The organism is Paenibacillus sp. J22P51 (assembly GCF_059692215.1).
Genome location: NZ_JCAUAZ010000003.1, coordinates 130,825 through 146,634, shown reverse-complemented (window position 1 = coordinate 146,634; position 15,810 = coordinate 130,825). Strand labels below are relative to the sequence as shown.

6 protein-coding genes are annotated in these 15,810 nt (G+C 48.5%); all 6 read right to left on the bottom strand.

All coding sequences use genetic code 11. The annotated features are described in order from the left end of the window. Window positions 1–185: 185 nt before the first annotated feature. The 6 genes from AC58QC_RS08790 to AC58QC_RS08765 all read right to left on the bottom strand — a co-directional run bounded on the left by AC58QC_RS08790 (window position 186) and on the right by AC58QC_RS08765 (window position 15,772). Complete coding sequence (locus AC58QC_RS08790) at window positions 186–1,289, bottom strand: chymotrypsin family serine protease (RefSeq protein WP_497414816.1); 1,104 nt, start codon at window positions 1,287–1,289, stop codon at window positions 186–188. A 162-nt stretch (window positions 1,290–1,451) separates the two neighbouring features. Then, window positions 1,452–4,925 carry an AAA family ATPase gene (locus AC58QC_RS08785; RefSeq protein ID WP_497414815.1) on the bottom strand — a complete coding sequence of 1,158 codons (3,474 nt, stop codon included), beginning with the start codon at window positions 4,923–4,925 and terminating at the stop codon, window positions 1,452–1,454. A gap of 108 nt (window positions 4,926–5,033) precedes the next feature. Continuing rightward, window positions 5,034–6,215: an exonuclease SbcCD subunit D gene (locus tag AC58QC_RS08780; protein ID WP_497414814.1), complete on the bottom strand. Its 1,182-nt coding sequence runs from the start codon at window positions 6,213–6,215 to the stop codon at window positions 5,034–5,036. Window positions 6,216–6,267: 52 nt separating this feature from the next. Next, window positions 6,268–10,233 carry a helicase-exonuclease AddAB subunit AddA gene (gene addA, locus AC58QC_RS08775; RefSeq protein ID WP_497414813.1) on the bottom strand — a complete coding sequence of 1,322 codons (3,966 nt, stop codon included), beginning with the start codon at window positions 10,231–10,233 and terminating at the stop codon, window positions 6,268–6,270. A 21-nt stretch (window positions 10,234–10,254) separates the two neighbouring features. After that, window positions 10,255–13,785: a helicase-exonuclease AddAB subunit AddB gene (addB, locus tag AC58QC_RS08770; protein WP_497414812.1), complete on the bottom strand. Its 3,531-nt coding sequence runs from the start codon at window positions 13,783–13,785 to the stop codon at window positions 10,255–10,257. A gap of 613 nt (window positions 13,786–14,398) precedes the next feature. Next, the gene (locus AC58QC_RS08765) at window positions 14,399–15,772 is read right to left on the bottom strand and encodes a class I SAM-dependent rRNA methyltransferase (RefSeq protein WP_497414811.1); all 1,374 of its coding nucleotides are present in this window, start codon (window positions 15,770–15,772) and stop codon (window positions 14,399–14,401) included. Window positions 15,773–15,810: the final 38 nt, after the last annotated feature.

Genomic DNA, 15,810 nt, shown 5'->3' with positions numbered 1-15,810 from the left:
ATGAGGAGAACAGAAAGAAAATGTCGAGGAAATCAGGAAGAAATGAAACGATCTCAGTATGTAAGGGAATTACGTGTGCCCCTAAAAACAAGTCAATTATCTCATTTTTTAGTGTAGCCCCCATGTAATTCCGCATTTCTAACATTATTAGCTGTAAAAGGTATTAGGATGTTATTTCCACATGTTTACTTATGCGGTTTCACTAAAATCGCTCTCGTGCGTTTCCTTTGCTGCTCTGTCAATGGCTGCACATAAGAAGCATCGCCACGTGGTGCCGTACCTTTTATCTTGCCCGCCGTAAATGTACCGCCTGCTGCTGGAATTGCCGTACGCACACCATAGGTAGTCATAACCACACCGATCGGGTTACATATGGAGCGAGATCCGTCCGCTGGACCTGCAAAATTGAGTGCCACTGCATAGCGGTCACTTGAACGGAGCCAAACCGAACCAGAATCACCTGGGAGTGAAACAGGGCCGGAATTCCCAACGATCACCGTCTGATTTCGGAATAGTAATGTCCCAAGGCTTCCCCCATACGATACACGCACATCTACATTATTAGACTCCACGGTTCCTCTAACAAAACCCGAGGTACGTCCAGATTTAAACACTTGAAGACCGACAGGATAGCTTAATAGATGTCCTGGGACTGTAATTAGTTGGCCTGATGCACTGCGCAAATACCGTGGATTTAATAGGCTGTTAGAGGTCGGAAGGGCTATTGACGAATCTTGGAAATTAACTTCACCCGGACGTAATGGTACAAATTGATAAGCTCTTCCTACACGATCCGTCCCTGGCACCCCGCCATCAGCGGGCCCTGGTTGTACCGTTTCCGAGAATGCAGATGAGTTATTTCTGATCAGCACATGGTTATTACTGAGGATGTAAAGTTGATTATTTTTGATCACAACCAAACCGCCTGTCCCCGTAGAGAAGGGATTGGTTTTGCCAATACTTACGCCGCCAGGAACTGGACGCTGTCTGCTTTGAAAAGTGACTGCCTTATAAGCTTTGGGTTTGGCAGCAGTCAGCACATGCGCTTTGAAGGAATTAGATGAGAGAAAGCGCACCGGCACGGATGAACCTAATTTTGCGGCAACACTTTTGAGATTATTCAATCCGGAAGGCACTATTTTTTGATGGGTGTAAACGATGACACTTGCCCCCGAAGTTGGCTTAAGGGGATCTGCATATCCTACCCCGACCGCCATAACCTCCGCCCTTTTCAATAATACAGGCGAGAGTCGATTCTTATGTTTCAGTGCTTCATGAAATGTTGCCATGCACATTCCCCTTTTCTTCATGTTGGTGCAGTGTATGCCAACTTGTACGAAACGGCTTGATACCTTTACCTAGAGGGCATATAGGAAATAAAAAAAGGCTAATGACGAACAGTGCGTCATTAGCCTTACTTATTGGAGAAAAAGCTTACCTACGAAGCTTACTCATAGTTCTTCAACTGAAATACGACTCCCACGACCTGAAGGCTCTGCGGGATGTACAATTAATTTGCGAACGAGTCGAGCGCGCAGCTCGGGTACGTGAGAGATGACGCCTACAGCTAGACGATCTGTATGAAGCTTCTCTAACGCACCTATTACCATGTCCAGCAACTCTTGGTCAAGTGTACCGAAGCCCTCATCAAGGAAGAAAAACTCTAACGGATATTCGCCTTTCAACTGAATCTGAGCGGACAATGCTAAAGCCAGTGCTAACGAGGTAAGGAAGGTTTCCCCACCGGATAGCGTTCCAACTGGACGCTTCACCCCGCCATTCGCGTCGTCACGAATGACGAAGCCACCGCCAGAGTCGACTTCAATGCCGTAACGACGGCGCGTCAACTCACCAAGTCGCTCGGATGCCGCGCGACTTACCTGCATTAACTGCTCTTCGGCCAGGTATTCGACGAAGGCATTCGCTTTGAGCACGGCTTGCAGCTTGCCAAGCCGCTCCAGCTGCGTCGCCTGCTCCACACGCTGCGCCTCGAGCTCGCACCAGCGCAAGTGCCGCGCAGCGAGCTCGCTTGCACCCTGCGCCGCCTTGGCCCGCGCCTCCAGCGCGGCCTCGGCGCCGGCCTTCGCGTCGCTCAGCTGCACCTGCGACTGCGCCCACTCAGCCGCGCTCAGCACGCGGCCCTGCAGCTTCGCTGCCAGCTGCGCCAGCTGGGCGCGCAGCGCCTGCTCCCGCTCGCGGTGCTCCGCCGCGAGCTGCGCCCAACCGCGGCGCTGCTCAGGCGCCAGCGCCGCTGCCTCTGCGGCTTCGCGCGACGCGAAGCCGTTGCTCTCGAGCGCGCTTTGCAGCGCGCGCTCGGTCTGCGCCTGCTGCCGCGCGGCAGCGGCAGCGGCTTCGGCGGCGGCGCTGTAGCGCTGCGCCGCCAGGGACTGCTCGCGCTGCGCCGCTGCGTGCGCGAGCTTGGTCGTCTGCGCGAGCTGCCGCAGCTGCGCTAGCGCGGAGGTCGCCTCCGCGATGAGCTGCGGCACCGCCGCGCCAGGCGCGCGCAGAGCGAGCTGCCGCGACTTGTCGGCGGCGAGCTGCGCAAGCCCTTGCAGCCGCTCATGCAGCTGCAAGGCTGTGCGATCTTGCTCTTGCGCAGCGAGCTGCAGGCTCTCGAGATTGACGAGAAGCTCCTCGAGAAACGGAATGCTTTTCTCAATGCGTCCGCGCAGTTCATCGGCTAAACGCTCATGCTCAAGGAGCTGATGGAGTTGATCATCCACCAGATCCCAAGTCAGCGTTTCAAAATCCGCATGCCACTGACGAATCTGATCTTCAACAGATTTGCTTAGGCTTGTTAATTTGCTTTCTGCTTCCACAAGCAAACTAGCAGCAGTCTGTAATTGTGCATGTAAGACAAGACCTTGTTGTGTTAGCTGGGCATGTTCTTTGTAGAAATCTTGAAAAAATCTCTCACACTCTTCTACTTGAGAAATACGAGATTGGAAGTCTGACTCCAATAGCTGCCATTGCTTCTGCCAATCCTCCAGACTCATTTCTGACTGAAAACTTCTCAGCTCTACATGCGTTCCCTCTTCTTGAGCTACAGCAGCTTCCTGTAGGGCATGTTCTATGCCCCCATCACCCTCCTGCTGTTTCCCCTTAACTTCAGCTGGGAAATCCAATTCAGCAGCCTGCTTATGCAGATCCGCCATTCTTCGAACGACTTGCGAGCCTTGAAACTGACGTTCTTTCACTTGCTGCAACAATGGCTCGACTTGCTGCAACATACCTTCGGATGTGCTTGTCTCACCTGCATCTATCGAGGTCTCTTGAGGAGCCGGATGCTCCGTCGCACCGCAGACAGGACACGGTTCTCCCATCTCCAGTTCTGCAGCTAATAAAGCAGCCAATGCATGTCGCTCCTGATGCTTTAACTGCTTACGTCGCTCATCCATCCACCCTTGCAAGCCTGCAAAGAATTTTGTAAAAAAACCATCATGTCTCTGTAAGTGCCCTTTACACGCAGCATAAGCTGTAAACCAACCGCTAAGCTTAGCCTGCAGAACTCCCTGTTTCTCTACAATCAAGCTTTGCGAATGTTCAACTGCAGCATAAGCACTTGCTTTGTCAGCTTTACTATTCATCGCTTCCTGCTCTTGAGACTGAAGAAGGAGAATCCCTTTTTTCGCTTGCACGGCGTTTTGAAGCAATTGTCTCTGTGTGGCATCCGTTTCAACCAGCTTTAATTGCGATTTCAGTTCTGTTTGTTTGGCCACTGCCTTTTGCTTCGTTTCATTCGATTTAGAAATGTCCGCTTGCAGACGCAATAACGCTGATTTCACTTCAACTTCTTGCGTTTGTGTCGTTTGAATTTGAGAATGTACCTGTTCAAGCTCCTGCCCAATGACAAGCGCTTGCTCCAACTGATCCAAGCGCAGCAGTAACGGTCCTTCCTGCAAGACCAGTTCCTGTTGCGCCTTGTCAAACGCTAGTGTTGCTTGCTGATGAGCAGTTTCCGCGATCGCTTGCGCAGTTACAGCTGCATCAAGTTGAGATTTGCTAGATACCACATCACTAGCAGCCAACTTATGCTGCTCCAAGTAAGGAATAACTCGCTCCGCTTGTTCCCCAAGCTTCAGCAGCTGTTCTTTTTCAGCAATACGTCCATCTTGCTCTTGATGCTTTTGCTGCTCTTGTTCAAGTCCCTCTGATTCCTTAATCCAATGGAAAACTTGTTTATGCTCTTCATAGAGCTTCTCCTGCCGTTCCAAATGGTCTCGGCTACGAACCGCTTCTTGTTCCGCCTCATGAAGCTTTTTATTCGCTTCTTCCAAAGCCGTTGAGGACGCATCCCCTAATCCTTGCTGCTCGGCAGCAAGCTGTTTAACAGAGCTGTCCGTTTCCTTTACTTTAGAGCTGACCTTTGCACTTAAATGGTCCCCGTAGGTTTCAAGATGGAAAAGCCGCTGCAGCATTTGTCTACGGTCCTTACCTGTCAAGGTCAGAAACTCAGCAAACTTCCCTTGCGGCAGAACGACCGCTCTCGTAAAGTCCTGCATCGATAGCCCCAGAATGCTCTGAACTTGTTGATTGACTTCTCCTGCCTTATCCGCCAGAACAATCGTTTCGTTATCACGAATATGTAAGAACCGAGAAATGGTTCCATTGATGGACATCTCAGCACCACGCTTGAATTGCCGCTCTACCCGGTATCGTTCTGTACTTGTTGCATTGGTCAGTTCAAATGTAAAAGAAACGAACAGCGTCTGCTCTGCATGATTCATAATCGCTTGCGTACCGCCGCTTGCTCGTTCTACTTTGCCATACAAAGAGAGGGTGATCGCATCTAAAATCGATGATTTCCCACTTCCCGTTGGCCCAAATATACCAAACACACCCGCATCTATGAGCTGGCTGAAATCAATTGTCTGCAGCTCCCGATAGCTTTGCAAGCCCGACATTTGTAACTGTATTGGACGCATCTTACTTTCCTCCTTTCATTCACATAACAAAGTTATCCACAAGCACTAGTTGGGGAAAACAAACAATCCTTATCCCACACTCACGCATCTCAATTCTTTCAATTGCGCTTATTCGCCGCCAGAGGTATCGCCAAGCTCTTTCTCTTGCAGCAACTCCAAAAATAACTGAACTAACGCAGGCTCTGGTTGTGCGCCTCCCGTTTGACGCGCATAGAAGCGTGTAAAATGCTCCTCCATCGAAAAAGCTGCTCTCGGCATCGATGTACGAACAGCTTCCATTTCTGGATAGATTGGACGAATATGAATGAAGCCTTCGTAGGCTTTACGCAGCGATTGTATTTGTTCAATGGACATGGCGGAAGTCATCGTGATCTCCAAATCAATCCATGCCGTGCTATCCCTTTGTTCATCTAACCATTGGTGCACCTGTCCAATACCTTCCTTCGCCTTCCAGCTTACCAGCGGGCGTCCTGAGGACAAGAAAATTTCCTGAGGCTCAGCCACCTGCCCTGGCGCAAGATCAAGAATTGTCACGGATTTGGCTTGACCCGCTTCCGAGAAGCTATACGCTATTGGTGAACCGCTATATCGAATAGGGGATGCAGCCTTCACATTTTGTGGGCGGTGCAAGTGACCAAGCGCTACATATTGCGCTCCAGCGGTCAAGGCTGTTGTGTCAACGGTATACGCACCCCCGACTTGAATTGGTCGTTCCGATTCCGTTTCATGTCCGCCTAGTACATATAAGTGACTCATGATCAAATTCACTGTACTTGGTTCGAAAGATGTAGCCTGTTTACGAATCAAAGCTCCAACCCGCTCCGAATATTTGCTGCGCAGCACTTCTTCCTCTGCAACTTCGGAAAGCAATTCCTTTAAGCGAGATTCCGAAGGATACGGCAAAGCGATTAAACGAGCAAGTTCTCCTGTTCGTGCGATTCCGATAGATTGAATTTCCTGAATCGGCAATCCAATTAGGGTTATGCCTTGTGTCGCTGCCAGCGGCCCCGAAGCCGCAAGCCGATCCGGATGATCATGGTTACCCGAAATAATCGCCACTTGCCTTTTACCGCCATCAGCAAGCCTGGATATGCCTTCATAAAATAACTGCTCCGCTGCAGCAGGAGGGTTCACGCTGTCATAAATATCTCCAGCAATCAACACCAGATCGATCGCTTGATCCTCCACAATGCGCACGAGCTCATCCATGAAAGCTATCTGCTCCTCCATCCGGCTGCGCCCCTCCAAGGCTCGTCCAAAATGCCAATCGGCTGTGTGTAAAATTCGCATGTCTCATCTCCTTTCTGACCACTGCATGTCGTCGCTCGTTTCTATTGTCTCCCTACATTTCTACTAGTTTGGCACCATCAAAGAAATAGAGGAACTTGCCGTGTACCGGGCGTTTCCAAATGTGTTCCACAGCGCGAGCATATAAGCTTATTTGCTTCTCATAGCGAAGCTGAAGCTCTGCATCCGTGCTTCCTCTAACTGCATCTGTCTTATAATCTACGAGAACGAGTCCCAGCTCATCTTCAAATAGACAATCAATAACCCCTTGAATGAGCACAGTCTCACCAAGTGTGGATGGATCCGCCTCGGAATAAACCTCACCTGCAGTCAGTCCATAACTAAATGGAACCTCTCGCTGCACATTACGCGATTGGATCATTCGTTTCCCAACCTGTGTTTCGAAAAATTTCAAAATAACAGGGATATCTACCACATCACGCTGATCTTGCGTCATCGTTTGCTTGTCCAACATCTCTTGGAGTGTTGACTGAATACTTGCTTCCGTGGGTATTTCTGCTAGAGACATATTTTGCATAACGGCATGTACAACTGTCCCTTTCTCAGCTGCCGTTAGCTTTTGCTCTTCCATAAATCTCGGTCTTCGCCAAATCGTAGCCGCTGGTTTACTTGCCGTTGGCATAGTTCCCTCACCGGACGAGATTTCCACAGCGATTGGCGACTCGAACTCATCCACGATTCGGTTGAGCTCAGATAACCGTTTCATTTCCGAAACCGTCGTTTTAGCAAAATGCTTCGGCGCATCGGGGAATGTGTATGTCCAGGATAGTCGCTCCTCTAAAGCTTCTTTCCACTTTCCAGACGTAGTGACAGCCTCACGCTGCTGAATCGCTATGAATCGATCACTTTCTGGCTCGACAACCGCATCTTCTAAGACATCCAGCACCTGCAAGCTTTCTGGCGTAATCACGGAGAGCTTCCATTGCGATGAATCACGCAGCAAACGAATATCTGAAGAAATATCACTAATTCCAAGCCGTTCACGCCACAGAGCAGCATCGGGATGACGAAGCAAAGCAGGTCCTACCCAGTCTAGATAGCTCTTCGCTTTAGCTAACTCAAAATCAGGCAAATACCATGCCTCTCTTGATAAATGACGAGCCCAGCCACGCAGCAGCTTATCGAGCGATTTCACAGTGCCGAGTAAGTACAATTTCTCGCGTGCTCTCGTGAGTGCCACATAGAGGACGCGCATTTCCTCAGCAAGAAGCTCGAGCTTCAGCCTCTTTTTAATCGCAAGAGAAGGTAACGTCGGGTAACTGACACGCAGCGTTGTATCTACAAATCGCGGTCCAAAGCCAAGCTCTTTATGCAGTAAGAACGCATCATTCAAATCTCGTTGATTAAACATCTTCGCCATTCCAGCCACAAATACAACCGGAAATTCTAAGCCCTTGCTCTTATGAATGGACATAATACGAACGACATCTTCCTGTTCACCCAGTGCACGTGCGGTTCCAAGATCGCCTCCGCTTTCTTTCATACGTTCAATAAACCGTAAGAAGCGGAATAATCCACGCAGTGAAGTACTCTCGTACTGTCTTGCTCTATCATATAAAGCTCTTAAATTGGCTTGTCTTTGCATGCCTCCAGGCAAACCGCCAGCGAAATCATAATAGCCGGTTTGTCTAAAAATGCTCCAAATCAAGTCGGCTAGCGAGCCTTGTCTAGCGTCATTACGCCATTGCTCCAATTGTTCAAGAAATAGCGTCAATTTGATTGACAGCTTTTCATCCGCATTCTGTGCTGCACTTTGCCCAGCAGTGCGCAATACAGACTCATAGAAAGGTATGGATTTATCCGCAGCTCGAATTTGAGCTAAATGCTCGGCTGTCAGCCCAACCATAGGAGATCGCAATACAGCCGCCAAAGGTACGTCTTGATACGGATTGTCGATGACCTTCAACAAGGAAAGCATCGTCTCAACTTCTGTTGCCGAGAAATAACCTGTACTTAGCTCAGCATAAGCTGGAATGCCTTGTTTCTTAAGCTCATCAATCAGAATCGGGGACCACGCTTGGGTTGCACGCAACAAAATCACGATATCCCTGTAGGTTGCCGGGCGATCGCCGCCTGTTCGTTTATCAAAAACTTGAAATGGCTCTTGACCAGCTGCACCTAACAACCCTCTGATTTGACGAGCAATTGTACGTGCTTCCAACTGCGCGGTTTCCAGTTCCTCCGCTTCTAAGATGGGATCAATCGCACTTTCATCACCCTCAGCGTTGATGTCGTCACTACTATCATCGGATTCTTCTGTGAACGCTTCGCTTTTGTCTGCTCCGTCTTTCCCACGGTCAATCAATAGCATCTCCACAGAACAATCAGACGCGGATGGGGGATAACCCGCTCCATACACCAATTCCGCTCGCTCATCGTAGGCAATTTCACCGACAGTTTCATTCATCATTTGTTTGAAAATAAAGTTAACCGCATCGACGACTTGAAGACGACTGCGGAAATTTCTCGCTAAGTCAATTCTTCCGCCGTTCATTTCTCCATCAGAGGCTGCTTCTTTGTTGGAACGATACGCTTTGTATTTTTCTAAGAATAGACCTGGTTCTGCCAGACGAAACCGATAAATACTTTGTTTCACGTCGCCAACCATAAACCGATTACCAGGCTTTGATGTTGAAATCAACTCCACAATCGCTTCTTGGACACGATTCGTATCCTGATATTCATCCAGCAGCACTTCTGCAAACTGCTTCCGATACGCTTGCGCCGCTTCTGAAGGATACAACTCACCAGGCATGGAACCAGGCGCACTTAGAATTTGTAAGCAATAGTGCTCCAAATCAGCAAAGTCAATCAGTCCCTTCGCTGCTTTAGCCGTTTGATACCGCTGACCGAAATCAACGATAAGATCAACGAGGACGTGCAGTAACGGAGCCATGTCTGCAATTTCTTGATGAAACTGCTCTGGCGTTCGTCCGAACAATTCTTCTTTTAATTTGTTAATTTGTTCCTTCGCCTTGTTTCGAAGCTCTTTGACTTCTTCTTGCAGCCCTTTATCATAATCATCGCCCTTGCAGGCTTTGAGCTTACCAAACTCGACTGTTTGAAAACCAAGATACAAGACGGACCAAGGATACGTTGTTGTTTCCAGTAAATTCTGAACAAGCAATATATCATCACGTAAATTATCGATATAAGGCGCAGGCCCTCCCGGGGATTCCGCAATGTTGAGGGCTTGCCCTAGCAAATCCGCTGCCCCTTCGAGTTCGAGGGAAAGATCACGAACCAAACTTTGCTCCCATAGTGAATAATCCACAGCTGCAGATGCCGCGGCAACATAAGGCAGAGCTTCTTCGACTACCGCTGTTAACTCATCCGTAATCACTGGGTCGGCTTGCTTTGCAGGCGGGCCGAACATCGAGGCTGTCCCTCTTAGCCAGTGCTCCGGCCAAGGATGACTGCGAGATACATCATACAACTTCTGGATGAGCAGCATAATTGCGTTATCGTTGCGTTCACCACTAAACGAATCCACCAAACGCCAGAAGGCGCTGTCCTCATCACTCGCAGCATAATATTCTTCAAGCATCTCGCCTAGCAAGTCCTGTCGGAGTAAATCAGCTTCCGTTTCATTCGCAATTCGAAAGCCAGGATCTAATTTGATGAGACTGAAATAACGCTGTACAACCTCTAAACAAAAGGAGTGAAGAGTTGTAATCGATGCCTTCCCCATTAGCGCCAGCTGCTTACGCAAATGCTGTGAATGCGGCTGTTTCATCAGTTCTTTCTCAAGTGCCTCTCGAATCCGATGCTTCATTTCGGAAGCCGCTGCTTTCGTAAACGTTGCAACGAGTAATCGGTCTACATCGATCGGTTCCCATTCATTGGAGATCCGACGAATGATACGTTCTACGAGTACGGCAGTTTTGCCAGAGCCAGCAGCAGCGGCAACCAACATGTTTTGCCCCTTGAGGGTGATTGCATCCCATTGATCATCCGTCCATGTACTACCGAGGGGTTTAGGTTCTTGTTGTTGTGTCACCTTGTACGCTCCTTTCTACCTTCACGGCCCGCTTACGTGCGCAGCCAGCTCCGTCCAAACTTGATCCTTCGCACGCGGTCGAAAAACTTGAATCTCATTCCCTTCAAATAAGGGATCTATTTGACAAATCGCCGTATACGAACAATGCTGGCAGGCTGACTTTTTCCCTAAACGATAAGGAGCAATATCAACATGACCATCCGTAATGTTCGTTCCAATTTGTTTGACTTGTTTACGTACATAGGTGCGGAGCGTATCCCACTGCTCGTCCGTTGCTACCGATGAAGTCGAGTAAAAGCTTCCATCTTTCTTTAAAGCGACTGGAATAAGCTGTGAATGCCCAGAGCTATGGATAAGCTCATCATCCATCATACCGGCTACCTCAGCATCAGCAGTAATCAAACCCTTCATTTTAAATCGTTTTCGAAGCTCTTTCTCGACGGAGGCAGGATCAAGCGCATTTTTCTGCTGCAGCATTGGGTTATGCACGTGGAAATAAAGCACGCCTGCCGGCTTTGCTTCAACACCGAGCCATGTCTCCGCATGCGTAAGAATAACGTCCAAGTAAGTCAGCATCTGTAGGGATAATCCGTAGTACACTTCTGAGAGCTGCAAGGCCGTTTGACTGGATTTGTAGTCAATCACTCGTAAAAGCACACCCTGCTCACCATCCGCGCGATCCACACGGTCGATTCGTCCGATAATCTCCATCGTACAGCCGTTTTCCAATTCAAATATCAGTGAAGGCAAATCCTTGCCTGGTCCAAAATCAATTTCCAGCCCCAGGGGTTGAAATTGACCATGCTTGGCATGCTCGCCGAGAATAACTGCTGCCCTGCCAACCACTTGCTTTAGTTTTCTAGCAATATACGCATAGCGACTTGAGCTCAGCAGAATTTCACCTTGAAGTCTCGGCGCAAGCTCGTCCACCACTTGTGCAGACCTCTCCATACATTGCTCGGCGGAAAGTGAACCCCAATCTAGCTGATCCTGCTGAAGTTTCTGAACGAATTGATTCAATGCCGCGTGGAACAATTGTCCGATATCAGGTGCATCCAAGCGATACACACGACGCTCTTGTAGTCGTAAGCCATGAGAAACGAAGTGAGAGAACGGACATGCCACATACTTCTCCATGCGTGAAACACTTGCGCGCAAATGCTCACCATATAACAGCTTGCTCGTTTTGGAGGAAAGCCCTTTCTCTTTGTTCGTATACTGCAAAGCCTGTACGAGTGATTGCAGTTTCATTTGCCAGGCGGGTTGCTTCGCATACCAATTGTACGCATCCCACCAAAGCTCTGACATACGTCCACCTAGCATCCAATGCTTCATGCGAACAGCCAAATAGGAGATCGCCTGTGTCGGATGGGCTAAATAGGCTGCTTGCTCAATTTCTGGCGATTCCACTGACGGTTCTGCCAAAAGTAGAGACTCTTCCGTACCTGGAAAAAGCTGCCGCATTTGCCTGATCAGCTCCGAGGGCAATAATGATTTCCCTTCTTCATCCGCTAAAGGATAACTCATCCAAAGCCGCTTGCCTGGTACAGTCAACGATGTGTAGACGATAAACTGCTCGTCCAACAGCTTCCGTCGGCTCCCATCTGCCATAGGCAATCCGGAGTCCATCAGAACACTTCGCTCCGCTTCTGTCAGCACACCTTTTTCAGCTATCTGCGCTGGAATAACTCCATCATTCACACCTAAAATATAGGCGTATCTAATCCCGCTTGAGCGAGTTCGATCCATACTTCCGATCAGTAATTGATCCATCGAAGGCGGAACGAGGCCAAGCTTCATGCTTTCCATCCCTGTTTCTATAAGACCGTTAAACAGCTCCAAGGAAAGTTCATCATCGCCCATGGTTTCCACCAATTGATCAAGCATATCCATCACACTGTTCCACATTTGACCATGTTCGCGAGCTTTTTCTGGCTTTCCATCAAGTGTTGCTTGCTGCGTCCATGCTGCAAGCTTCTCTGGTGCTTGCACTGTAACCAATAGCTCATAAACCGCTTCAACCTGAGCCTTAACCGTACGCGCTTGTCCAAGACGATTAGCTAGTGCAAGTAATGGACGCACGACCCACGATTTGCTCGTATTTAGTGCTTGAAGCTCGGCTGTTTGTTCATTAACCTGATCCTCCGCTTGCTCCAAGTTGGCACGGAATTGATAGGTCCATGGCTTCCCATCCGTCCATCTATAGCCTTGAATCCCGAAAGCAAGCACATAATTCTCTAATTTATCAAGCTCAGTCCTTTGAGATGTTGCACCCGGAGGCAGCAATAAATCAGTCTTGATACAACGGAATACGGCATCGTAATGCCAATTATGTTGAATAACCTCTAGCGCAGACCGAATGAATTCCACGAGTGGATGATGAAGCACCGACCGTTTCTGATCAAAAAAGTGAGGGATTTCATAATCCGTAAGTACCATGTTTAACAGATCCTGATAGCCTTCCATATTCCGCACCATGATGGCCATTTCACGCCACCGCACACCCTGCTCTCTAACTAGCTGCAGCATGTCACGCACGGCGCCTTCAACCTCCGCACGTCGATGTACAGCTTCCCTAATAACGAGCTGATCGGCTATTTTCTCTCCTGGTGAAGTCTGATACTTAGGTGCTCCCCCGCCAATTCGACGATCAAAATTCTGTTCCAAATAGGCAAGCGCAGGACTATCTTCGTATCGCGGTGAACGATCTGGTGTAAGCTGAAGAACTTCAGCAGCACCTAGACCAAGCTGCCAAATCATCTCCTGCAAGCGTACCATCGTCGAAGCTGTAGGATGGAATAAATCCAACTCATCCGGCATATCTCCCGCATGAAGTTCACGATCTAGACATAACGTAATCGTCACTTGCTTGCATGCTGCAAATAAAGCACCAAGCACCTTAAATTCTTGCGGTGTAAAGCCATGAAATCCATCTATCCATACCGAAGCTGAACGCAAATAGCCGGAACTTGATACTTGCTCAGCAAGCAGCGTCAAATAATCCTCGCCATCCAAATACTGCTTGGCAAGCTCCGACTCAAACTGCTTGTAGACGAGTTGAATATCGTGCATTTTATCTCGCAGCAAGCCGTGTTCTCCAAGGTTGGTCACTCGCTTATTCTCATGTGTCTCTAGCTGTTCAGCCGTCACACAATAGCGTTTCATCTCCGTAAAAAGCTGGTTCAAACGGTCAACAAAGCCCATCTGCTCAGCCGAGTGACCGAAGAGGCGAAGTTTATCTTTGTATTTATGTAAAATGCTCGTTAACAGCAGTTTCTTTCCTGTATCATCAATAGGCAGCCTCGCCGTGCCGCCTTCTTCTTGCATCACACGCCAAGCTAAACGGTGAAAGCTTAATACTTGTGCGCGAATCATTCCCCGAATACTAGGATCCGAAACTAGCGCGTGCTCAGCTTGGAATGTGGCTTGTTCAGGGACAAGCAATATTAACGGATCTCCTTCAGGCGCTAATGCCAATTGCTCCTTCATTTCCGTCAGACAGCGTTCACTCTTGCCGCTTCCGGCTCTACCAATTACGAATCGAATGGACATTCAGGGCCTCCTAACACTTTCCGTCGGAAAGCTTACTTCGTAAGCAATTCTCGTATTCTATCTATCTATTCTAGCATATTTTTGGTGCTGAGTCGGCGTGGTAGATGATGGAGGGGGATCTGGGGGATTTATTTAACGCAGGAATACGAACATATATTCTAATATTATAGCATATAAAAGATAAACGTCTACACCATCCTCGTAGAATGGATTCAAGGTATGCCTGTTGAATTTGCGCGAGTAGTCGTTTTTTCGACTAAAGTGACTTGTCGGGACACTCTTGCTCAGGAGTAAATCGAATTCTTCGACTAACTTCCCTGTAGAGCAACTATTTCTACCGAGTTAATCGAATTTTTCGATTAACTCCACCCATAAACCCACTCTTCCTCTCGAATTAATCGAATTTTTCGATTAACTTCACCAGAAACCTACTCTTCCTCTCGAGTTAATCGAATTTTTCGATTAACTTTACCCAGAAACCCACTCTTCCTCTCGAGTTAATCGATTTCATCGACTAACTGCTCACGAAACCCCACTATCACAACACAAAAAAGCAAAGCTAGAATACTTCCAGCTTTGCTTACACATCAGAAAATCAATTAGAAACCCTTGTTTATTTGCTTCGCACTTCAAAAATCGCAAATTTCAAATAATGCCCCTCATCTACGCCGAGAATACGCGGGTGGTCCATCCCTGCCCCTCGGAATTCAATTAAGCGCAGTAGTTTACCCGCATCTGTTGCTGCTGCATGGATCGTTTCAAGGAACAGCTCCGGATGCATGTGATAGGAACAGCTTGCTGTGACAAGATAGCCACCCTCATTCACAAGCTTCATGCCATGCAAATTGATATCCTTATAGCCTCGGCAAGCGCCTTCAACGGCACTTTTCGTCTTGGCGAAGGCAGGCGGATCTAGAATAACGACGTCCCAAGTCCGACCACCTGTGCCTACAGGCTTTGAGGTGTCTACCTTAGTTTGTCCTGCCACACCTGCTGAAGAGCGAAGCTTACGCTCATCCAAGCCTTTTACTTGCGTACGCAAGTACTCGAACGCATCAGCGACGACGAATTCGACGCGATCCTCGAATCCATTCAGAGCAACATTCGTACGTGCGCTTTCAATGGCATGCTCGGAAATATCAAGACATGTCACTTTTTTCGCCCCGAATTGACAAGCGTTTAACGTGAAGCTCCCTGTATGCGAGAAGCACTCCAGCACCGAGGCTCCGTCCCACAGAGGGAACGTCACTACTTTGCCATTGGCATTCACAGGCAGCATTTGCGTTACGCCATTCTCTTCGATTTCCGTCAAATGAATGCCACTGCGGTGACCCCAGCCCGTCATCAATGGCGCAATCGCTGCGCGATTCTCTCGTTGGTCGAAGAAGTACCCCGTCTTCTGACCTTCCTCAATATCCACGCGAATGCGAAGGCCATTCTCTAAGATATCAACATGCTTTGCGCAATCTCCGTACAAGAGTCCCTTCGTCTGCTTCAGACCTTCTAACTCACGAATGGAAACGTCACTACGCTCATAAATCCCTGCTGGCTTCATGACTTGAACCAATGCTTCCACGATATTGTCTCTACAGAGGTCCATCCCTAAGGTTAAAAGTTGAACAACAAGCGTGTTCTCGAATTTATCCACAATGAGTCCTGGCAGGAAATCAGCTTCCCCATACACCAGACGATAGGACTGAGCGCCTTTCACAAAGCGCTGACGATGAAGGAAACAACGCGTGAAACGCTCTACGAAAAAATCCGTATTCATCGCTTCATTCGGGCTATACGATACAATACGTACCGTTAGCTGTGACGCCTCGTTGTAATAGCCAGTGGCTAGATACTTCCCAAGATGATTTTGAACAGACACAAGCTGTCCAGGCTCAATGTCCCCATCCGTGCGCTCAATTTCACTCTTATACACCCACGGATGTCCTTGCTCCAAACGGGGTTTGCGTTTCTTATGTAAAAATACTACTGCCATGTTATTAGCCATCCTTTGCGTGAAACCGTTCACTTACA